This window comes from Bacteroides sp. 2_2_4 (genome assembly GCF_000157055.1).
Lineage (GTDB): Bacteria > Bacteroidota > Bacteroidia > Bacteroidales > Bacteroidaceae > Bacteroides > Bacteroides ovatus.
Genome location: NZ_EQ973359.1, coordinates 1 through 22433 on the forward strand (window position 1 = coordinate 1; position 22433 = coordinate 22433).

The following is a 22433-nucleotide window of genomic DNA, read 5'->3' on the forward strand; positions in this document are numbered from 1 at the left end:
ACATTTCCAAACAGGTGAAAAAGGCTGTGTAAGAGTTGCCCTTCACCCGTAAACGACTTATTTATAGGGAGCCCGGAAGAAAGGTGAAGGTGAAGAGGGAATTGAAAATAAAAGATATGAGGGGATGTATCGCTTGTTTATAATGACTGACTTTTGAATCTTTTTAGTTTAGTTATAGCTAATTTCTTCGATGAAATGGGAGAAAATAAAAATCCTCCGCATCAAATGCAGAGGATTTTGTGATCGCGACAGGATTCAAACCTGTAACCGGCTGATCCGTAGTCAGCTACTCTATTCAGTTGAGCTACGCGACCTCAAATAATATAACTTGTAAATTTTTCAGTGACCGCGACAGGATTCAAACCTGTAACCGGCTGATCCGTAGTCAGCTACTCTATTCAGTTGAGCTACGCGGCCATTCTGTTAATTCAAAAAAGTGATCGCGACAGGATTCAAACCTGTAACCGGCTGATCCGTAGTCAGCTACTCTATTCAGTTGAGCTACGCGACCGTTATTTTGTTTTAACGGGTGCAAAGATACGGACTTTTCCCGAATTAGCAAGCTTTTCACCGACTTTTTTTGTAGAAAATTATTCTATGAACCGATAATTGAATAGTTGTAAACCTATACTTAGTCCGACATTCCACTCCCTTTTCGGTGAGCTATAATGATTTACATATGCAGAGATATCTCCAAAAGGCAATTGACATACAACAGAAATTTCTCCTAAATATTCAAACTTGGAGAAAGCTTTTCCGTAATATGCTTTATTCAACGAGTTTTTTTCGATTGGATAAATAGGCATAAAACCATAAAATTCTCCCCGAAGATGGAACATCTGGCTTAAACGGTAAATAGGCCGAATGCCGGCTCCGACAAATTGATTGGCACGAAAGGCTTCGTTGTAAGTCAATTTGCTATGTAATGTAGGAGAAAACTCTCCAGCTTGCATCATTGTGGCCGTATAGTTCTCGGAGAAGTTTTTGGAGGCATACAGGGCTTTCAAATACCATCCTAAAACCCAATGTTCACTCATATTATGATATTTCTCTTTCATATAAGATAATTGCAGCCAGGAGTGATGATCTTTGTTGTTACTGGTCGTACTTCCTTCGCCCGGATAGAATCGTTCTTTTCCAACGAAAATCTGGGCTACAAGGGCTTCTCTGTATCCACGTGTAGGATATTGTTTGGAATTAAGAGTACTTCCATTAAAACTAATTGATCCACCAAATAAATCATAGCGGCTTTTATCAAATTTGTCATTTCCGAAGTCAATGACACTTTTTTGAAAATATTTATCCTCTATTCTTGCAATTCCTACTCCAAACTCTGCTCGCTTGCTCGAAAGGAAAGGTAATCCAACCTGTAATTTCAAGAAACGTTCGTCTTTCTGGTTAAAGGCCGGTTTGTTATTTCGCGAAAAAAGTTTGTCCTTCTTAAAATAGTCGAAAGTACTGATCGAACCTATAAGACGATACGAGGTAGGAATGGCAGTGGCAAAGTCTATTTTTGCCATAAATTGCACGTTGTTATATACCTTTCCAAGTTGCCCGTCAAGAATAAACTCTTTGGCATAGTAGTTTAAGTCCTGATAACTAAGTCCCAGGTAGATCTGATTCGAATTGGAGGTGGATATGTTACCTCCCAGCCGTACAGCAAAGTTGTTTTCCAGTTTGACTTTTAAATGCAGATCATAGGTGTCATCTTCCGGATTATAAATTGCATGCGGTATGATTTCTGAAATCATTTTATCTGATAGCAATCGAAAATAACCTTGCTTTAAATCTTCATAGGTGAATTCTTTGTTATCCGACTTATGAAATTCTTTCTTCATATATGCCTGTTGTTGTGGATTAGCTCCATCAATGATGATATTTTTAAAACGTAGTTCCGGGAAATTACTACGGTATACCATTCTCCTTAAACGAATATTGTCCAGATTCACACGCCGATGGATACGGCTTTTGATAGAATCCATCATGCTGATGGTTCGATTATATCCTATATCGTGTAATTCGTCGATGCGTTGAAAATCCATCAGGTTGACGTTGTCATATTTGAATGTCATTAAAATCCCCATAGAGTCCGGAATAGAATAGTCGGTTTTCTGCATCACCATATTCTCAATTTGACTCATGAGGTCATTTTCCTTGGGTTTAGTGGGATTGGTGGATACAACGCTTCCTATAATGACATCCGGATGAAAATCATCTCTCATGACGTCCGTGGGAAAGTTATTATAGATACCTCCATCGTAGGCCAGTACATTGTCTATTTCAATGGGTTTAAACATGAAAGGGAAGCTCATGGAAGCTCTGACGGCATCTCCTAAATCTCCTTCCTTCATGACTAACTGTTTTTTATTGTACACATCGGACGCAATGCAACGGAAAGGAACAAAAAGTTTATCAAAATCTCCCTTACAAGCGGCCGTAGCACGTGCATATAGGTCAACAAACACGAGATTCATTTGAATCGGGTTGACAACACTGGTAGGCAGGAATTGAGGTTTTAAACTCTTCAGTGAATCTTTGAATGAAAAACGAATATTGAAAAATTCGGGAGTGGGAAGATTCTTTTTGAAATGATATACGTATTTCTCTTCCACTTCTCCGGAATACCATCGTTTAAAGTCCTCCGATTTGAGTAGTTCTACCATGTCATCAGGAGAGTATCCCATGGCATACAAGGAGCCGATAATGGCTCCCATGGAAGTACCAGCAATGTAGTCAATAGGGATGTTGTTTTCTTCCAATGCGCGAATGATGCCGATGTGCGTCATTCCTTTGGCGCCACCACCGCTTAATACAAGTCCTACTTTTTGGGCATGGATAGCCGGGATAATCAGCCATAAAGTAATGAACACTAAAAAAATCTTTCTCATAACCCAAATCAAACAATTGAATTTTTTGTCTATTAAGTGTTCAAATATATACAATACTTTTCAATTAATCGATATTTTGCCGATCGTTTTAAATTGAAAAAGAGCATTACAACGTGTATTTAACGTTGAATGCTCTTTCTTGAAGTATGTGTAATGTTTAAAGGGGCGATATTAAATCAGCTCAATGCTACGTTTTACGAAGTTATTCAAAGCTTCACCTCTTAACATATTGTTTTGAAGTAAGGCCAGATCGATAAGCTGGCGGATAACTTTGTTATTGCTTGCATAGCCGATAAAGATAGCTTCTTTCTTGCTTTTCAGATCATCCCACTTCTTGTCGAGATCGTTTAATTCATCTTTTTCAGCTGTTGGGATGTCTTCTTCCTTTTTATCCTTCTGTTTGTCTTTCAACTCATTACGTTGTTTGTTGACGTTATCCATTTCGGAGAGTATCGGAGCTACTTCTGCTTGACAGGCATTCTCTTCTTCATTCAATACTTGTTTTATCAACTTGTGGTCTGAATTCAGGATCAGATTGAACATGTCAGGCATTTCGCCGTAGAAGCTCATTCCGGCTTGAATATTTGCCATTTCTTTCATACGACGCATATATTCGCTTTGAGTAATCATGACCGGAGCCGAATTTTCTCCCAACGCTTGCGTCATCACATTGAATTCAACCTTATCCATTTTAGGCAATTGGCTCTTGAAGGCTGTTGTGATTGCATCTTGTTTGTTGGCTTCCAGAGTTTCACCTTTCTTGTCTTCTTTTACAATCAGATTGTCAACAACATCACTGTCTACACGGGTGAAACGGGATTTCTCAAGCTTTTGCTCCAACATACTTACCATAGCTACATCTAACTGGCCATCCATGAGCAAGACATTATAGCCTTTATTGGTTGCAGCCTCAATATAGCTGTATTGTTCGTCCTTGTTATTTGCATACAGATAGATTAGATTTCCATCTTTGTCTGTCTGGTTATCTTTAATAAGGGTCTGATATTCCTCGAATGTGTAATGTTTGTCATTTGTATCGGTGAAAAGGGCGAATTTTTGCGCTTTATCATAGAAATCCTCTTGTGTGAGCATTCCATAATTGATAAATATTTTCAAGTCGTTCCACTTTTCTTCAAACTGCTTACGATCATTCTTGAATATAGACTGTAAACGGTCGGAAACTTTCTTGGTGATATAAGTTGAAATCTTCTTCACGTTTGAGTCGCTTTGCAAGTATGAACGGGAAACGTTCAACGGAATATCCGGAGAATCTATTACTCCATGTAACAAAGTCAGAAAGTCTGGTACAATGCCTTCAACAGAGTCTGTTACATATACTTGATTGCAATATAACTGAATCTTGTTCTTATTTAATTCTATATTGCTCTTTACCTTCGGGAAGTAGAGAATACCAGTCAGATGGAATGGATAATCCACATTCAGGTGAATCCAGAAGAGTGGTTCATCAGACATCGGATATAGCTTGCTATAGAATGATTTGTAATCTTCATCCGAAAGTTCGCTAGGTTTGCGTGTCCACAAAGGAGTGGTATCATTGATTATATTATCTTCAGCCGTTTCTACCTGTTTGCCGTCTTTCCATTCTTTCTTTTTTCCAAATGCAATAGGAACAGGAAGGAAGCTGCAATATTTCTTCAGAAGTTCGGAGATACGTGCTTCTTCGAGGAATTCTTTGCAGTCGTCATCAATGTATAAGATGATATCTGATCCACGGTCGGCTTTTTCTATTTCTTCAATAGTGAATTCAGGGCTGCCATCACAAGTCCATTTTACGGCTTTTGCATCGTCTCTGTATGATTTAGTGATAATCTCCACTTTCTTTGCAACCATAAAGGCAGAGTAGAAGCCAAGTCCGAAATGTCCGATAATGGCATTTGCATCGTTCTTATACTTCTCCAGGAAGTCATTAGCTCCAGAGAAAGCTATTTGATTGATGTACTTCTCTATTTCTTCTGCAGTCAAACCGATACCACGGTCAGAAATGGTAATAGTATCTTTGCCTAATTCAACGTGAACAGTTAAGTCACCCAGTTCACCTTTGAATTCGCCAATAGAAGCAAGCGTATTCAGCTTCTGAGTGGCATCTACCGCATTGGATACTAACTCGCGCAGAAAAATTTCATGGTCACTGTACAAAAACTTTTTAATGATAGGGAAAATGTTTTCTGTTGTAACCCCAATATTACCTTTTTGCATAATACGTATATTTTTTTAGTTTATCTATTGATTAATTTTAATTGATATTTGTCCATACAGAGACAAAAAAAATGCCAGACCCGAAGGTCTGACATTATGGCATATTAAATTATTTTCTTATTCAGGAAATAACTCTATTCCGGAGAAACAACTTTCATCTCCAATTCGCCTTTTTCTTCATTAAGGGTTACTTGAATAGTATCTCCCTCTTTTAAAGACGAGGAAATGATGAGCTCGGATAAACCATCCTCCAGATAGGTTTGAATTGCGCGCTTCAAAGGACGGGCGCCATATTGTATGTCATATCCCTTGCTAGCGATGAATTCTTTCGCCTTATCTTCAATAACAAGCTTGTAACCAATAGATTCTATTCTATCGTACAATCCTTTTAGCTCTATGTCTATAATCTTTGTTATCGCTTCCAGAGAAAGTTGATCAAACGTGATAATCTCATCTACACGATTGATGAATTCAGGCGCGAATGATTTATTTAGAGCTTTTTGTATAACACTTCGCGAGAATTCTTTATCATCCAGGCGGCTTTGTGTCGCAAAACCAACACGACGTCCAAATTCTTTCAGTTGGCGGGTTCCGATATTGGAAGTCATGATAATAACGGTATTTTTGAAATCTACCATTCTGCCATAACTGTCAGTCAGACGACCCTCATCCATTACCTGAAGCAGGATATTGAATACATCCGGATGTGCTTTTTCTATTTCATCAAGCAATACAATAGAGTATGGTTTACGGCGCACTTTTTCTGTCAGCTGGCCACCTTCTTCATATCCTACGTATCCCGGAGGTGCCCCAACCAAGCGTGAAACAGTGAACTTTTCCATATATTCACTCATATCAATACGAATCAGTGCATCGGCAGAACCGAACATATACTTGGCCAACTCTTTTGCTAGGTGAGTTTTACCAACTCCTGTCGGACCTAAGAACATAAACGTGCCAATGGGCTTATTAGGATCTTTGAGTCCTACACGGCTTCGCAAAATGGCTTTGACCAGCTTTTCTATAGCTGTGTCTTGTGCGATGACTTTAGCTTGCAAATCTTCTTTCATACCTGCTAGCTTGATGCCTTCGGCCTGTGCCATTCGTTGTACTGGAATGCCTGACATCATTGAGATAACATTGGCAATTTCTTCTGCATCAACAGTTTGCCTGTTTTCTTTTAGATTGGCTTCCCATTCTTTTTTCATCTCATCCAATTGGATAGAAAGTTCTTTCTCTTTATCACGGAAGCTGGCTGCAAGTTCAAAATTCTGCGATTTTACGGCTTCATTTTTCTTGTTTTTAGCTTCTTCGATCAGCTTTTCCTGTTCTTCTATCTCTTTGGGTACATTGACATTAGTAAGATGTACACGTGAGCCGGCTTCATCTAAAGCATCAATGGCTTTATCAGGGAAATTACGATCTGTGATATAGCGGTCTGTCAGCTTGACACATGCTTCCAATGCTTCATCTGTATAATACACATTGTGATGATCTTCATACTTATCCTTGATATTACGCAAAATCTGCAGAGTTTCGGCAGCAGTAGTCGGTTCTACAATTACTTTTTGGAAACGACGTTCCAATGCGCCATCTTTCTCAATATTCTTACGATATTCATCAAGAGTGGTGGCACCGATACATTGTATTTCTCCTCTTGCCAATGCTGGCTTTAGCATATTGGCGGCATCCATAGAGCCTGCCGCAGAGCCTGCGCCTACAATCGTGTGAATTTCATCAATGAATAATATAACATTCGGATTCTTCTGCAATTCATTGAGAATGGAACGGATACGTTCTTCAAATTGTCCACGGTACTTTGTTCCTGCCACAACAGCAGTCATGTCAAGAGCAACGACTCGTTTATCAAACAGGATACGCGAAACCTTTTTCTGAATGATTCTCAATGCAAGACCTTCAACAATCGCTGATTTTCCTACACCGGGTTCACCAATCAGAATTGGGTTATTCTTTTTGCGTCGACTTAATATCTGCGCTAAACGTTCGATTTCTCTTTCTCTGCCCACAACAGGATCCAACCGTCCTTCTTCTGCCGCTTTTGTCATGTCAGTACCGAAATTGTCAAGTACCGGCGTATCATTAGACGGCTTCTTGGAAGCGGTTTGTGCCTGTTGGCGTTCATCCGAGCCACCTCTGCCGGAACGAGGAGAAGACATTTCTTCGTCATCCTCATCGTCTTCCGAAAAGCCCATGCCGGAATTGATATCCGGCTGCAATGTAGCTTGCTCCAGTACTTTCACGTAGTTTATATCGTTTGCTTCAAGTACGGAAGCCGCCATATTGTTTTTTTCTCTTAAAATAGCCAATAATACATGTTCTGTATCAGCGATGTTACTTTTCATTCCACGAGCTTCTAAAATACACATTTTTAATATCTTTGCCGCATCATTAGATAACGGCACCTCTGCATCAGGCAATAACATTTCATCAGCTTCTGCCTTCAGCTGAGCTTCAATCTGTTGCTTTATAGCAGCCAGATTGGTGTTGAGTTTAGACAATATCTCGATAGCTTTTCCTTCACCGTCACGGAGTATTCCCAGAAGCAGGTGTTCGGGACCTATATACCTACTTCTCAACCGATTCGCTTCTTCCTTACTATAGACGATAATGTCGGAAACTCTTTGTGAGAATTGATTATTCATACTTTTTCCTTTTCTTCTAAGGGTTATTCACTGGCAAATATACGCATTTAATCAAGTTTGTATTGCAATATTTGCTTTATTTCTTATATCTACAAATGGCGTGCCATAAAAACAGTGTATTTGTATTATATATATAAGGTATAACAAATAATAGGCTCTTTTTTACCGATGTTATTTATCTTTCCATATTATATTTATCGTTTTTATCTTTTTATTTTTGTATTTTAAAGTTTGGCGGGTTATCGTCCCGGTCATGATAAAACTTTCTTTCTAAAAACTTTCGTATATCGGGGAAAAGTAGTACTTTAGCGTGGTTTTTCACAAACCGTAGAATGTATAATTAATAATCATTTTAAATGCTTGAACAAGACAGAATTATAAAGATTAACATCGAGGAGGAAATGAAGTCATCGTACATTGACTACTCCATGTCGGTCATCGTTTCGCGTGCCCTTCCGGATGTTAGAGATGGATTTAAGCCTGTTCACCGTAGAATTTTATACGGAATGATGGAATTAGGCAATACTTCAGACAAACCTTATAAAAAGTCAGCGAGAATCGTGGGTGAGGTACTTGGTAAGTATCATCCTCATGGGGATTCTTCTGTTTATTTTGCAATGGTACGTATGGCGCAGGAATGGGCAATGCGTTATCCTTTGGTAGATGGACAGGGAAACTTTGGTTCTGTGGATGGTGATAGCCCTGCTGCTATGCGTTATACAGAAGCTCGTCTCAATAAGTTGGGTGAAGCAATGATGGATGACCTGTATAAGGAAACCGTTGATTTTGAGCCAAACTTTGATAATACGCTGGTGGAACCTAAGGTGATGCCGACGCGTATCCCGAACCTTCTGGTGAACGGAGCATCCGGTATTGCTGTTGGTATGGCTACCAATATGCCTCCTCATAATCTTTCGGAAGTGATTGAAGCATGTGATGCATATATTGATAATCCGGAAATTACGGTAGAGGAACTGATGGAATTTGTTAAAGCACCGGATTTCCCTACTGGCGGATATATATATGGTGTGAGTGGTGTACGCGAAGCATATTTGACAGGTCGCGGACGTGTAATTATGCGTGCGAAAGCTGAAATTGAAAGCGGACAAACACATGACAAGATCGTAATAACAGAGATTCCTTATAATGTAAATAAGGCCGAACTGATTAAATATATTGCTGATCTTGTAAATGATAAGAAGATAGAAGGTATCTCAAATGCCAACGATGAGTCTGACCGTGATGGTATGCGTATTGTTATTGACATAAAACGTGATGCAAATGCAAGTGTAGTGTTGAATAAACTCTATAAAATGACAGCTTTGCAGACCTCTTTTGGTGTTAACAATGTGGCTTTGGTTCATGGACGTCCAAAAACGTTGAATCTAAGAGATTTAATTAAATATTTCATAGAGCATAGACACGAAGTTGTTATTCGTCGTACTCAGTTCGATCTTCGTAAGGCGAAAGAGCGTGCGCACATTCTTGAAGGTTTGATTATTGCTTCAGATAATATTGATGAAGTAATTCGTATCATTCGTGCTGCAAAAACTCCGAATGACGCAATAACAGGCTTGATTGAGCGATTTAACCTGACAGAAATTCAGGCTCGTGCAATTGTAGAAATGCGTTTGCGTCAGTTAACCGGTCTGATGCAGGATCAGCTTCATGCGGAATACGAAGAAATAATGAAGCAGATAGCTTATTTGGAAAGTATTCTGGCTGATGATGAAGTATGTCGTCGGGTAATGAAAGAGGAATTGTTAGAAGTCAAAGCGAAATATGGAGATGTACGTCGCTCTGAAATTGTTTATTCTTCAGAAGAATTTAATCCGGAAGACTTCTATGCAGATGATCAGATGATTATTACAATTTCTCATATGGGTTATATTAAACGTACACCGTTGACCGAATTCCGTGCACAAAATCGTGGTGGAGTAGGTTCGAAAGGTACGGAAACCCGTGATGAAGACTTTGTAGAGCATATTTATCCTGCTACCATGCACAATACCATGATGTTCTTTACACAAAAGGGTAAGTGTTATTGGCTGAAAGTATATGAAATACCTGAAGGAACGAAGAATTCTAAGGGCCGTGCTATTCAGAACTTGTTGAATATTGATTCGGATGATAATGTAACTGCATACTTGCGTGTGAAGAGTTTAGAGGATTCCGAGTTTATCAATAGCCACTATGTATTATTCTGTACTAAGAAAGGTGTAATAAAGAAGACATTGCTTGAACAGTATTCTCGTCCTCGTCAGAATGGTGTAAATGCTATAACTATCCGCGAAGATGATAGCGTAATTGAAGTTCGTATGACGAATGGAAATAATGAAATCATCATTGCAAACCGCAATGGTCGTGCAATTCGTTTCCATGAGGCAGCAGTTCGTGTAATGGGACGTACAGCAACAGGTGTACGTGGTATTACGTTGGATAATGATGGTCAGGATGAAGTAGTAGGAATGATTTGTATCAAAGATTTGGAGACAGAATCTGTAATGGTAGTTTCCGAACAAGGATATGGTAAACGTTCTGAAATTGAAGACTATCGTAAAACGAACCGTGGAGGTAAGGGTGTGAAGACCATGAATATTACCGAAAAGACAGGTAAGTTGGTAACAATCAAGTCGGTAACCGATGAAAATGACTTGATGATTATCAATAAGTCTGGTATCACTATTCGTTTGAAGGTAGCGGATGTTCGTATAATGGGCCGTGCTACTCAAGGCGTTCGTCTGATAAATCTTGAAAAACGTAACGACCAGATTGGTTCGGTATGTAAGGTTATGACAGAAAGTCTTGAAGATGAAATTCCGGCAGAAGAGGCAGAGGGTACAATCGTGAGTGATCCGAATGCTGATGTTCCTGATATTGATGATGCAGCGGACGTAAATGAAAACGAAAGCAATAACGAAATTGAGGAATAGACATAATATTAATAATTAATCAAACAACAATCATGAAAAGAGTATTATTTTCTATGGTTTTATTGATGGCTGTTAGCTTCTCATTCGCTCAGATGAAGAATGTGAAGGAAGCAAAGAGTATGGCTAATGACGTAAAACCTAATTTTAAGCAGGCTGAACAGCTTATTAAGGAGGCTATGAAGAATCCTGAAACGAAGGATCTTGCTGACACATGGGACGTTGCTGGATTTATTCAGAGACGTATCAACGAGGAGCAAATGAAAAATGCTTTTTTGAAGAAACCGTATGATACATTGAAAGTATACAATAGTATTCTGAAAATGTATGAGTACTATAATAAGTGTGATGAATTAGCGGAAATACCTAATGAAAAGGGAAAAGTTAAAAACAAATATCGGAAGGCTAATGCTTCCAGTATGTTGGCTGAACGTCCTAATTTGATTAATGGTGGTATTCAGTATTTCAACCTGGACAAGAATAAAGAGGCTTTGAAGTTCTTTGCAACCTATGTAGAGTCAGCTTCTTATCCGATGTTAGCTGATAAAGAATTGGCTAAAAACGATACTCTTCTTCCGCAAATTGCTTATTATGCAACATTAGCTGCTGATAGAGTAGGTGATAAAGATGCGATCATTAAATATGCTCCTATGGCTTTATCCGATAAAGATGGAGGTAAATTTGCAATGCAATTGATGGCTGATGCTTATAAAGCTAAAGGTGATACTGCTGCATGGATTAAGTCTTTGGAAGAGGGTATCCTTAAGTTCCCTGGAAATGATTATTTCTTCGCTAATTTGGTTGATTATTATAATAGCTCTAATCAAGCTTCTAAAGCTATGGAGTTTGCTGATAGAATGTTAGCTAATGATCCGAATAACAAGTTGTATTTGTATGTAAAAGCATATCTTTATCATAATATGAAAGAATATGATAATGCAATCGAATACTACAAAAAAGCTATTGCTGCTGATCCGGAATATGCAGAAGCATACTCTAATGTAGGTTTGGTATATTTGATGAAAGCACAGGATTATGCTGATAAAGCAACAACAGATATCAATGATCCTAAGTACGCTGAAGCACAAGCTGTGGTTAAGAAATTCTACGAAGAAGCTAAACCATTCTATGAAAAAGCCAGAGCTTTAAAACCCGATCAACAAGATTTATGGTTGCAAGGTCTTTACAGAGTTTACTATAACTTGAATATGGGACCTGAATTCGAAGAAATCGATAAGATGATGAAGTAAGATCGTTTTCTGAAAAAATATAAGAAGGCTATTAGAAATAGTAGTCTTCTTTTTTTTATTCAATAGTTTAAAGTAGTAATTGAAAAATCTTATATTTGATATGGACTTGAGTGGAACAGGTAAATTTCTTCATTTAAATAAAAATAGAAAAAGGAGTAAGGTCATTATATTACTCCTTTTTCTATTAAACATAATATTTATTATTCCCTTCTTGGATGCTCATTTTTTGCCTGATTTGATCAGCTGTTAATAACAAGCAATGGTGTATCTGAATGGAAAATCATTTTTCTGGCAATACTTGGATTAAATAATCGAGCAAATATATTCCTTTTGTAAGAAGTCAAAGTGATTATATCTATATGATTATCTTTGATATACTGATCAAGTCCTTTTAATAAATTATCATTCATCACTACGTCATAATGAATTTCAAGCCCCGGATATTGCTTGTGAAAATATTCTTTTATACCTGCTAGTTTTATTTCATTCCAGGTATCTTTAGAATCTGTAAGGTGTATCAAAGATACAGAAAAATGGAATGATTTCCAAGTATTAAAGAATGCCTCGAAAGCAATTAGATCTCTTTGATCAAAATTGGTAATAAAGGCAATCCGTTTTGCTTCACTAAACTGTTTAAATGGTGTATTTTCCGGAATAGCCAATACAGCCGTGCGACTCCTGTCAATAACTTCAGCGGTTACACTGCCAATTAAATCAATGTCTTTCTGATTTTTGCCTCGGGTACCCATAATGATAACCATAGGACGCTGTTCTTTAGCATATCTTAAGATTTCCTCCTCTGGAATACCTTCACGTAAGATGCAGCTATATTTAACGTTGGGAAATTCGCCTGATGCAACTTTTTCTTTTATCTTCTCTGATAAAGCATTGAGATCAGAATGGACTTTTTGGATAATCGTTTTTACAGATTCTTCATCTCCAATCTGGTAATTGAAAACATCCCCATAAGGCAACGACGATGCATAAATAGGCGTGAAATAGACATGCAACAGGATGACTTCTGCATTTTCTGTTTTTGCCAGGTTGAATGCAAATTCACATGCTTTCATCGAATAATTAGAGAAGTCGACGGGAATTAAAATCTTATTTGATTTATCTTTTACTTTGGGCTCCTTCTCTCCCACTATACTTTCAGACAGCCATGTAGAACTTTCTGTTATTTTCAAAGCACGTGGCAGATCGCTTTCTTTAATTCGTAAACGCACTCCCGATGAAACAACCGGTTGTATTTGATTAACGTTATGAATGTAGGTTTCTATACCTTCATTTTCCAAGACATTCTTTAAGATCTGCGCTTTGGTGTATGTCAGAATGGCCAGGGTTACTAATTTGTCTTCCATAAATGTACATTTTATAAGGTGAAAACAAATAAGAAATCCCAATTGAATCAAACAATTGGGATTCAGTTTGTTATATTTTAAACTTGCACAGATTCGGTAGCCTGTTCTTTTTGCATACTCATATTCAATTCATCTAGGATTTTTAAAGCCCGATCAAGAACGGTCGTGTCATCCAACATTACAAGCCCACCATCTGGACCGGGCTCGAGATGTATTCCGACGCTTTTTCCCTCCTTGAAATTGTGTCCTCCGAAGAAGTTTCGCACTGTATCTACGTGCAAACCAAGTTCGTCTGCTATTCTATGCATGCTACCGCTAGGCAATGAATCTTTAATTTTACGAAGTTCATTAAACGTTATTGTTCTCATGTCTCATAAATTTAATGGTTAATACTATGTGATTTTTTTATCACGCTATAAACTTAAGCAAAAAAAAAGATAAAACAAATTATTTGCTTATCTTTTTTTCTTGAATATATAAAATCTATTAATGACCTTTATATCACCTCGATAGCAGAAGCAGGTACCCACCCGACTTTTCCATCTTCCAGTCGAATTTCTTTCCATTCTTTCATAGAGTTGTCTTTGACACTTACCTTTCTCCCTTCATGGAGAATAAACAAGCTAGTCCCACTCTCACTTGGAGTACTTCGTACTGTTACACTCGGATTCATTACTATCGCCTCACTTCGATTAACCAAATGCTCTTTTTGTTGCGAAGCAAAAAGATTAGAGCAAACAGTGACAATCAGCAAAATGATTCCTGATATGAATCCTATTTTCTTTAACATAATCTGTTTGGAGAATATAAAGAAATAGAAAGCGATAATCAATAGAATAAAGGAGACAATACCCCATGTGGCCCATGCATCTACACTCATACTATTTGTCAGAGATTTGATCCATGAAACAAAGAATACTTCAGGAACAGGTTCAACCTTGTCTATTGTTTTTGCACGTGCCACTTCAAGATTAGCACGGATGTCACCATTTCCTGGTTGTAATAGCAGAGCACGCTCATAATTTAAAACAGCTTTCGCTATCTCCCCTATTTTATAATAACTATTTCCCAGATTGTAATAGACGTCGGCAGCTTCTCCATTTTTCAGTAATGCTTCATATATCTGAATAGCTGCTGCATAATCTTCTTTTATATATGCGGAATCTCCTTCAGCTTTTGTTGCATCTTCCAGTGTATTACTGGAAAATGTGGTATGCGAAGCGTGGATAGAATCAACTCCATTCGTTTGTCTAGTATCAATGCTTAACGAATCTTGTCCGAAACAAGTAAGCGACATTGATAATAATATAAAAAATAATATCTTTTTCATGACATAATCTCTTCTGGGTTAATGTTTTATTGAATTCTCCATTTTGCTTATTACTTCTATTGAAGAAGAATAAACTTTATCCATAGCTTGATTCTCATCACCTGGAGCAAACCGTGCAAATTCACAATCATTCAATGCATTCAGGAATTCTTTGATTAGTTCCTCATTTACTCCGTGATTTCTTAGTTTCTCTTCAATATTATCTTTAGATAAACGAGATACCGGAATATTCAGTTTGTCACTTATATATCCCCACAATGCCTTTAATACCTCATCGTAGAAAGCATCTTTTTTATTTTCGGAGAGTAATTTTCCTGCAAGCTTCATACGCTTCGTTGCCACTTTATTTGCTTTCTTCGTACGCATTTTAGCAACATTTGCATTTTCAGCAGCTTGCTTACGATAAATAATAAAGAAAATAATAAAGGCAAGAGCCGGAATGATATAGAATAACCAATATGTCATTGAACCATAGAAGAAACTTCCTTTAGGTTGGAGAGTAACTTCATTCTGTTTGATATAACGGATGTCTTCACCTAATACTTTCAAGTCCTCTTTATTCGTGAAGTTAGCAATTACTTGATCCGCATTACCTGCACCTTTCTCAACATTTACTACATAATCTTCTGTTTTCAGTGTTTTGTAAGACTTGGAGCGAATATCAAAATAGCTGAAAGATACTCCCGGAATCTTATATGTTCCGGCATGTCTCGGAATTGCTAAATATTCAATAACTTTATTGCCTGTGAGTCCTTCCCGGGTTAATCTGACTTGATTGTCTACTTTGGGATCATATACTTCAAAATCATCCGGGAATTTAATTTCCGGATTAGAAATCAACTTCAGGTTACCTGTACCGGATATTACCAGTTTAATAGTAATAGCATCATTGGTTTTCAGTTCCTTACTGTTGATAGAAGAAGATATATTGAACTCTCCCACTCCACCTGAAAAATCTGCAGGTTTACCCGTAGGAAGCGGATTGACATTTATTGCTATCTTAGGAGTGGAAATATTTTTTTTAATTTCAATGACATTACTTCCTCCATTGAAGAAGGCATCAAAAGGATCATCTGATTGCACAGGTTTTCCGATAGTCATCTGGAACTGTGCCGGATCAATATATAGCTTTCCTGATTGTTGCGGGAAGAGAACAAACTGGCGATAAACCGTTGTATAGTAATTACGTCCCTGATAATGCTCCGGAGTCCATCTTGCATTGGTTGTCATTTCTATTTCTTGAGAATGGAAACCTTTAAAGTCGGGCAATTTCGCATTATTAAGTTGTAAGTTGGATTCTCTGGTGTATATTTTATAGGTCAGGACAAAAGCCTCCTGTTCATACACATTTGTTTTACTGGCACTTGCCATAATAAAAAGGTCCTGATTAGAGACACTTGTACCAGATGAGGAATGTATAGAACCACTACTGCTATTATTTTGTCCGCTATTGCCACCTTGATCTTGTGGCAATACTTTAATCTTTACTGAGTTTGACACCATTTGGTCACCATCGGCAACAATGGAGGCACCGGGTATTGTGTATTCTCCGGCATTATTAGCCATTAATATGTATGTAAATGTAATACTACTAGTAGATGTAACATTACCATTCACTATTTGAGTACTACTTTGTTGTGAACGGCTTGGGCCCATCAATACATCAAAACCTTTGATTAATGGTGCCCGAAAATCTTTCACTTTTTGTGTAGTTACAATATACGACAGCCTGAATTGTTCGCCTACTACCACTGCATCAGGAGCAGAAGCAGTAAAAGACACCTTATCAGCAAACACATGAGTGCTATATGCTATCAATGCCATCAATATAATAATCAGTTTTTTCATTGCTTATGAAATTTATATCATCAACTTTATATTACCAATCTTTTTCCAAGCGACCGCCTTGCATAACTTTTTGTTGCTTCTTCACTTTATCCTGCACATCTTTTTCGTCCTGCATGACAGAGTTCAGTAATTGTTCAGCATTCTCCTTTGACATCTGATTGTCTTGTTTCTTTTCAGATTTCGGTGGTTGCTGCTGATCTTTCTTTTCATCTTGTTTCTGATCCTTCTGTTTGTCTTTATTCTGGTCCTGTTTCTGATCTTGCTTTTGCTGATCTTTGTTTTGGTCCTGATTTTGATCTTGATTCTGCTGATTTTGTTGGTCTTTCAGCATTTTCTGTGCGAGAGCCAAATTGTACCGGGTTTCATGATCGGTAGGATTATTACGCAGTGACATTTTATATGCATCTACAGCTTTGGCATAGTCTTTACCAGCCTGGAAAATTACTCCCATATTGTGATAAATATGGGCGAGTTTCATTTTATCTTTTTCTATTTTGCTAGCTGATACATATTGTTCCATGGCATCCTGAAACTTTTGCTGTTGCGAAAGGGTATTTCCCAGATTATACATGGATACCGTAGACTTGGGATTAGCTTCCAAGGCCTTCCGGTAATTCACCTCTGCATCAACAAATACGCTATCATTAAACAGATGGTTTCCCTTACGGATATAGTCGCGTTCTGCTTTCTGAGCCGATACACCAGCTGCCGCTAACAGAAATACAGCGAATAGAATATATTTACTTTTTAACATACGTATAACTATTTCTTATTAGAAAACAGGTGAATGTTCTTAAATAAAGGATTTTTGCGATCCAGAATTAAGATTTCTGCCAATAACAATAGTAGAATAACCCATGCAATAGCCTGGAATTGTTCGTTAAACTCCGTATATACTTTCGACTCTACATCAGACTTCGCCATTTTATTCACTTCTTGATTGATGGCCTTTTGGGCTGAATTAGAATTATCTACTCGTACATATATACCTTTTCCTTCTTTTGCAATTTCCTGACACATAGCTTCATTCAAACGGGTAACGATCACATTACCTTCCCGGTCGCGGCGGTAATCATTCGTTCCTTCCACCGGTATTGGAGCACCATCAGGCATACCTACTCCCAATACACTTACCTGAATACCCTTTTCTGCCGCAGCTTTAGCAGCTTCCACTGCACCACCTTCATGATTTTCACCATCAGTAATAACAATAATGGCGCGTCCTACCCCTTCTTGCGGGGTGAAACTACGGGCTGCTAGATTGATTGCTTCCCCAATGGCTGTACCCTGTTTAGAAATTAAGGAAGGACTAATGGATTCTAAGAACATCTTAGCGGAAATATAGTCACTTGTAATTGGCAGCTGTGTAAAAGCGTCACCGGCAAATACAATCATACCTACCTTATCATTATCAAGCTCATCTACTAACCTGGATATTAATCTTTTTGCTTTTTCTAAACGGCTAGGCTGTACATCCTGCGCTAACATAGAGTTTGAAATGTCCAAAGCAATAATTACCTCTACTCCCTTACGTTTAACCGTTTCCAGTTTTGAACCGAATTGAGGGCGTGCCAGTAATACGGAGAACAAACCAATAGCAACAAAAATAATCCAGAATTTTACATCCGGACGATATTTGGATACGTCAGGCATTAACTGAGCCAACAAAGTCGGATCTCCGAAACGTCGGATATTCTTTCTCCTCTTGTAATTGGAATACAAGTAGAAAGCTGCTAAAAAAGGTAATAGCAACAATAAATATAAATATGTAGGTTCTCCAAATCGAAACATCTTCTTACTATTTTATGATTGGCAAATAACGATTGACAAACATCCTTATGGAATTTTCTTGAGTACCGAATTACGTAATAGTACTTCCAACAAGACACAGAGGAAAGCTGCTAAAGCAAACCAATGATATTCTTCGTCCCGCTTACTATACTCTTTTACATTCAGTTTCGTCTTTTCCAGTTTATCAATTTCTTCATATACTTCTTTAAGCTTCGAGTTGCTCGTAGCCCGGAAATAGTTACCATCTGTCGTTCCGGCAATCTCTGTCAATGTCTTTTCATCAATTTCTACCGGCATACTTACATATTGCACCGTATTTCCGACTGGATAAGGATAAGGAGCCATTCCATTGGTACCTACTCCGATGGTATATACACGAATACCAAAGCTTTTTGCTATTTCTGCCGCTGTCATAGGCGAAATATCTCCCTTGTTATTTGTACCATCCGTCAATAGGATAATAACTTTGGATTTCGCTTTGCTATCTTTTAAGCGGGTTACAGCATTTGCAATACCCATACCGACAGCAGTACCGTCAGTGATAAGACCACATTTGATATTATGTATCATATCCAACAATACAGCATGGTCTACAGTCAACGGACATTGGGTGAAAGTTTCTCCTGCAAATAATGTAATACCGATATTATCATTGGGACGTCCATTGATAAACTCTGCAGCTACGTCTTTAGCAGCTTCCAGTCTGTTCGGCTTCAAGTCTTCAGCCAGCATACTGGTAGAAACGTCGATAGCCAGCATAATATCAATTCCTTCTATCTCACTGTTCTGCCATTTATTAGTAGTTTGCGGGCGTGCAAGAACCAAAATAACCAGTACTAAAGCAAGGCAACGTAATAGAAATGGAACATGCAACAAATAATTCTTATAACTTTTAGGTGTATGCGCATATACCCGGGCATCTGAAATTTGAAGAGTTGCTTCACTTTTCTTTTGCTTCAGGATATACCATACAATATACGGTATAAGCAATAATAGCAAAAACAGATATTCAATATTGGCAAAAACCATTTTATTTATGATTTAACAGTTTACTATTTAGTATTAAGCTATACATCCTTTATACAAAAAGATTGTATAACTGTAGACCTATATATATAAAGGTACCGATCAATGCTGCTGATAACAATGCAATTCCACAAATCAGCATAGCTTTAACACGTAAAGAACGTTTCTCAATAATAGTGATTTCCGTTGGTTGCGGTTTCTGATTTTCCTCTTCCGGTTGTTTGGTCTCATTGATAAAATCAATGGCATTAATCAAATTGGCATCGTTTTCATTCATCTGAGGATTATGCTTGGCGAACTTCACTAAATCAGCAGTCTGGAACAATAGTTTTAGGTCTGATATGGCCTCTTTATCATTCATTTCCAATAACTGATCGATTATTTCAGAAGAAGTCATTTCCAATGCATTAAATCCGAAACGATCCTTAATATATGTACGAATAGCATCGGTAAGTTCGGTATAGTACTCCTTCGATAGCCCTTTCTGCCATACCTTCTCTGTCTTGATACGTTCTATCTCTTTCATTGCAGCCTGATGTGGCGGCAATTTAGGTTCAACTTTAATTTTACGGATAATCGGTTTATTATCACGTATGCGAACAATCAGATAGATCAGCAAGCCAAGCAAAGGTAAAGCCAAGAATGAACAAGCGATCAATCCATACCAGTCTTCCCATGCAAAAGGAGCTTTCATCACAGGTTTTTGTCCGAAGAACTGGTCCGGATGTAAGGTGTCAACCGGCATTGAATATACTTTTAATGCGAGAGCTTTGGAGTTGTACACTTTCCCATCTACGGTAACTGGCATTGGCGGCAGATAATATAGAGCAGAGTCAAAAGAAGTGATAATGTACTCCTGCGTAATCACCATCCGCTGACGATCATTCAGGAATTGGGTATCTGGTTTGACTGTTTCTATAATTTCCACACCTCTTACCAGTGTATCAGTGTAAGCAGGAAAAATAGCACGCTGTTTGGCATCCATGGCTACTTGCAGTTGCACTTTCGCCTGTTCGCCGATCAGTATCTGCAGTGAATCAATTTTTGCTTCTACTGTAACAGACTGTGCTACTGCTTTACTGACAAACAATAGACCTAATAATGCTATCAGAATAATATTTCTATTCATCTTTGATTCCATTAATTTCGTTTGGCAAATAAATTCAACAATGCCTTTACGTAATCCTGATCGGTTCTGACGGATACAGCATCTACGTTACTTTTGGTAAAAGTATCGTTCAGTTCAGTCTGCTTTTGTATCCACCAGTCGCGATGTGCCCGGCGTACAGCTTTGGAAGAGGTGTCAATCCATTGTTCATGCCCAGTTTCTGCATCTTTGATTCGCATCAGTCCTACTGGAGGAAGATCACTGACTCTCCTGTCGTATACTTGCAATGCTACTACATCATGTTTCCTGTTAGCAATGGTCAGCGCATTCTTAAAGCTTTCCTGATCAATAAAATCTGATAAGATAAATGCAGTGCAACGCCTTTTCATTACGTTTGTCAAATATTCCAAGGCAAGACGAATATTTGTGCGACGGCTTTCCGGTTGGAAATCAATTAATTCACGGATAATATACAAGATATGTTTACGTCCTTTCTTGGGAGGAATAAACTTCTCTATCCGGTCTGAAAAGAAAATCACACCTATTTTATCATTATTCTGGATGGCAGAGAAAGCAAGAGTAGCAGCGATTTCCGTCACCATATCTTTCTTTAACTGCTTGATCGTACCAAATTCCAAACTTCCGGAAACATCAACCATTAACATAACTGTCAGTTCACGTTCTTCTTCAAACACTTTCACATAAGGTTTATTGAAGCGCGCAGTCACATTCCAGTCTATGTCACGTATATCATCACCGAATTGATATTCACGGACTTCCGAAAATGACATACCCCTACCTTTGAAAGCCGAATGATACTGGCCTGCAAAGATATTGTTAGACAATCCTCGTGTCTTTATTTCAATTTGGCGAACTTTTTTTAGTATTTCACTTGTTTCCATTTATACAGTAGTTAATTAGTAGGTAGTTAAGTAGTCATGCATAGATATTTATGACTACTTATTGACTGTATTATAACTACAGATTAGGGTACTTCAACCTTATTCAGAATCTTACTGATGATTTCGTCCGAAGTCATGTTGTTAGCTTCAGCTTCGTATGTCAATCCGATACGGTGACGAAGAACATCATGTGCTACAGCACGTACATCTTCCGGAATAACGTAGCCGCGACGTTTGATGAATGCATACGTACGAGCAGCTAAAGCCAGATTGATAGACGCACGAGGTGAACCTCCGAATCCGATCATATCTTTCAGTTCCTTGAGATCATATTTTTCAGGGAAACGAGTTGCAAATACAATATCTACAATATAACGCTCGATCTTCTCATCCAAATAGACTTGACGAACAACCTTACGTGCTTCAATAATTTCATCCGCTCTTAGAATAGGTTTCACATTAAACTTCTCACCATTGATATTCTGACGAATAATCAATTTTTCTTCTTCCAACTTCGGATAATCAATGACTACTTTCAGCATGAAACGGTCAACCTGTGCTTCAGGAAGCGGATAAGTACCTTCCTGTTCGATAGGATTCTGAGTTGCCAATACAAGGAAAGGTTCCGGTAACATGAATGTTTCTTTACCGATAGTAACTTGACGTTCCTGCATTGCTTCCAGCAAAGCACTTTGTACTTTTGCAGGAGCACGGTTAATTTCATCAGCTAATACAAAGTTAGCGAAAATAGGTCCGCGCTGCACTTTAAAAGATTCATCTTTCTGACTGTAAACCATTGTACCGATAACGTCTGCAGGCAATAAGTCCGGCGTAAACTGGATACGGCTATATTTCGCATCAATCAGAGAAGCGAGTGTCTTAATAGCCAAAGTTTTCGCCAAACCAGGCACACCTTCCAAGAGGACGTGGCCATCGGAAAGTAATCCGATAAGCAGTGATTCAACCAAATGTTTCTGACCAACAATGATTTGGTCCATACCTGTCGTAAGATTGGTAACGAAAGCACTTTGTCTTTCAATCCGCTCATTTAGCTCGCGGATATCAATTGATTCAGCCATAAATACTTAATATTTTATTATTTAAATCCCATTAATTTTA

15 protein-coding genes and 3 tRNA genes are annotated in these 22433 nt (G+C 38.1%); 2 read left to right on the top strand and 16 right to left on the bottom strand.

Annotated elements, in window-relative coordinates; translation table 11 throughout:
- Positions 1 to 240 precede the first annotated feature (240 nt).
- The 6 genes from BSCG_RS17030 to BSCG_RS17005 all read right to left on the bottom strand — a co-directional run bounded on the left by BSCG_RS17030 (position 241) and on the right by BSCG_RS17005 (position 7768).
- A tRNA-Arg gene (locus tag BSCG_RS17030) sits at positions 241 to 314 on the bottom strand.
- Positions 315 to 343: 29 nt separating this feature from the next.
- Positions 344 to 417, bottom strand: a tRNA-Arg gene (locus tag BSCG_RS17025).
- Between the two features lie 20 nt (positions 418 to 437).
- Positions 438 to 511 (bottom strand) — tRNA-Arg (locus tag BSCG_RS17020).
- A 79-nt stretch (positions 512 to 590) separates the two neighbouring features.
- Positions 591 to 2888 carry a patatin-like phospholipase family protein gene (locus BSCG_RS17015; RefSeq protein WP_004295962.1) on the bottom strand — a complete coding sequence of 766 codons (2298 nt, stop codon included), beginning with the start codon at positions 2886 to 2888 and terminating at the stop codon, positions 591 to 593.
- A gap of 171 nt (positions 2889 to 3059) precedes the next feature.
- Positions 3060 to 5105: a molecular chaperone HtpG gene (gene htpG, locus BSCG_RS17010; protein ID WP_004306065.1), complete on the bottom strand. Its 2046-nt coding sequence runs from the start codon at positions 5103 to 5105 to the stop codon at positions 3060 to 3062.
- A 134-nt stretch (positions 5106 to 5239) separates the two neighbouring features.
- The gene (locus BSCG_RS17005; RefSeq protein WP_008775672.1) at positions 5240 to 7768 is read right to left on the bottom strand and encodes an ATP-dependent Clp protease ATP-binding subunit; all 2529 of its coding nucleotides are present in this window, start codon (positions 7766 to 7768) and stop codon (positions 5240 to 5242) included.
- 356 nt (positions 7769 to 8124) lie between these two features.
- Here BSCG_RS17005 and gyrA point away from each other — a divergent pair, with 356 nt between their 5' ends.
- Complete coding sequence (gyrA, locus tag BSCG_RS17000; protein WP_004295965.1) at positions 8125 to 10701, top strand: DNA gyrase subunit A; 2577 nt, start codon at positions 8125 to 8127, stop codon at positions 10699 to 10701.
- 32 nt (positions 10702 to 10733) lie between these two features.
- The gene (locus BSCG_RS16995; protein WP_004295966.1) at positions 10734 to 11948 is read left to right on the top strand and encodes a tetratricopeptide repeat protein; all 1215 of its coding nucleotides are present in this window, start codon (positions 10734 to 10736) and stop codon (positions 11946 to 11948) included.
- Between the two features lie 239 nt (positions 11949 to 12187).
- Here the strand turns inward: BSCG_RS16995 and BSCG_RS16990 are convergent, their stop codons facing one another.
- From BSCG_RS16990 to BSCG_RS16945, 10 genes are all read right to left on the bottom strand, one after another.
- The gene (locus BSCG_RS16990; protein WP_004306068.1) at positions 12188 to 13309 is read right to left on the bottom strand and encodes a universal stress protein; all 1122 of its coding nucleotides are present in this window, start codon (positions 13307 to 13309) and stop codon (positions 12188 to 12190) included.
- A 77-nt stretch (positions 13310 to 13386) separates the two neighbouring features.
- Positions 13387 to 13677 (bottom strand): hypothetical protein, encoded by a 291-nt coding sequence (locus BSCG_RS16985; RefSeq protein ID WP_004295969.1) that lies wholly within the window; start codon positions 13675 to 13677, stop codon positions 13387 to 13389.
- Positions 13678 to 13805: 128 nt separating this feature from the next.
- Positions 13806 to 14639: a tetratricopeptide repeat protein gene (locus BSCG_RS16980; RefSeq protein ID WP_004295970.1), complete on the bottom strand. Its 834-nt coding sequence runs from the start codon at positions 14637 to 14639 to the stop codon at positions 13806 to 13808.
- An 18-nt stretch (positions 14640 to 14657) separates the two neighbouring features.
- Positions 14658 to 16487, bottom strand: coding sequence for a BatD family protein (locus tag BSCG_RS16975; RefSeq protein WP_008775673.1), 1830 nt, complete (start codon positions 16485 to 16487; stop codon positions 14658 to 14660).
- Positions 16488 to 16518: 31 nt separating this feature from the next.
- A complete protein-coding gene (locus tag BSCG_RS16970) occupies positions 16519 to 17241 on the bottom strand; it encodes a tetratricopeptide repeat protein (protein ID WP_008775674.1) in 723 nt (240 codons plus the stop codon).
- A gap of 8 nt (positions 17242 to 17249) precedes the next feature.
- Complete coding sequence (locus BSCG_RS16965; RefSeq protein ID WP_004295973.1) at positions 17250 to 18278, bottom strand: VWA domain-containing protein; 1029 nt, start codon at positions 18276 to 18278, stop codon at positions 17250 to 17252.
- A gap of 45 nt (positions 18279 to 18323) precedes the next feature.
- Entirely contained in the window at positions 18324 to 19307 is a 984-nt protein-coding gene (locus tag BSCG_RS16960) for a vWA domain-containing protein (protein WP_004295974.1), read from the bottom strand.
- Between the two features lie 49 nt (positions 19308 to 19356).
- Positions 19357 to 20445, bottom strand: a complete 1089-nt coding sequence (locus BSCG_RS16955) for a hypothetical protein (protein ID WP_008775675.1) — start codon at positions 20443 to 20445, stop codon at positions 19357 to 19359.
- Entirely contained in the window at positions 20445 to 21314 is an 870-nt protein-coding gene (locus BSCG_RS16950) for a DUF58 domain-containing protein (RefSeq protein ID WP_004295976.1), read from the bottom strand. The genes BSCG_RS16955 and BSCG_RS16950 overlap by 1 nt, the downstream gene beginning before the upstream one ends.
- Positions 21315 to 21397: 83 nt before the next feature.
- Positions 21398 to 22393: an AAA family ATPase gene (locus BSCG_RS16945; RefSeq protein WP_004295977.1), complete on the bottom strand. Its 996-nt coding sequence runs from the start codon at positions 22391 to 22393 to the stop codon at positions 21398 to 21400.
- Between the last annotated feature and the right edge of the window lie 40 nt (positions 22394 to 22433).

Excerpts from the sequence above, each read along its gene's own strand:
- htpG (WP_004306065.1), bottom strand. The coding sequence starts at position 5,105 with ATGCAAAAAGGTAATATTGGGGTTACAACAGAAAACATTTTCCCTATC.
- BSCG_RS16965 (WP_004295973.1), bottom strand. The coding sequence starts at position 18,278 with ATGTTTCGATTTGGAGAACCTACATATTTATATTTATTGTTGCTATTA.
- BSCG_RS16970 (WP_008775674.1), bottom strand. The coding sequence starts at position 17,241 with ATGTTAAAAAGTAAATATATTCTATTCGCTGTATTTCTGTTAGCGGCA.
- BSCG_RS16980 (WP_004295970.1), bottom strand. The coding sequence starts at position 14,639 with ATGAAAAAGATATTATTTTTTATATTATTATCAATGTCGCTTACTTGT.
- BSCG_RS17005 (WP_008775672.1), bottom strand. The coding sequence starts at position 7,768 with ATGAATAATCAATTCTCACAAAGAGTTTCCGACATTATCGTCTATAGT.
- BSCG_RS16975 (WP_008775673.1), bottom strand. The coding sequence starts at position 16,487 with ATGAAAAAACTGATTATTATATTGATGGCATTGATAGCATATAGCACT.
- BSCG_RS17015 (WP_004295962.1), bottom strand. The coding sequence starts at position 2,888 with ATGAGAAAGATTTTTTTAGTGTTCATTACTTTATGGCTGATTATCCCG.
- BSCG_RS16990 (WP_004306068.1), bottom strand. The coding sequence starts at position 13,309 with ATGGAAGACAAATTAGTAACCCTGGCCATTCTGACATACACCAAAGCG.
- BSCG_RS16995 (WP_004295966.1), top strand. The coding sequence starts at position 10,734 with ATGAAAAGAGTATTATTTTCTATGGTTTTATTGATGGCTGTTAGCTTC.
- BSCG_RS16950 (WP_004295976.1), bottom strand. The coding sequence starts at position 21,314 with ATGGAAACAAGTGAAATACTAAAAAAAGTTCGCCAAATTGAAATAAAG.
- gyrA (WP_004295965.1), top strand. The coding sequence starts at position 8,125 with ATGCTTGAACAAGACAGAATTATAAAGATTAACATCGAGGAGGAAATG.
- BSCG_RS16955 (WP_008775675.1), bottom strand. The coding sequence starts at position 20,445 with ATGGAATCAAAGATGAATAGAAATATTATTCTGATAGCATTATTAGGT.
- BSCG_RS16945 (WP_004295977.1), bottom strand. The coding sequence starts at position 22,393 with ATGGCTGAATCAATTGATATCCGCGAGCTAAATGAGCGGATTGAAAGA.
- BSCG_RS16985 (WP_004295969.1), bottom strand. The coding sequence starts at position 13,677 with ATGAGAACAATAACGTTTAATGAACTTCGTAAAATTAAAGATTCATTG.
- BSCG_RS16960 (WP_004295974.1), bottom strand. The coding sequence starts at position 19,307 with ATGGTTTTTGCCAATATTGAATATCTGTTTTTGCTATTATTGCTTATA.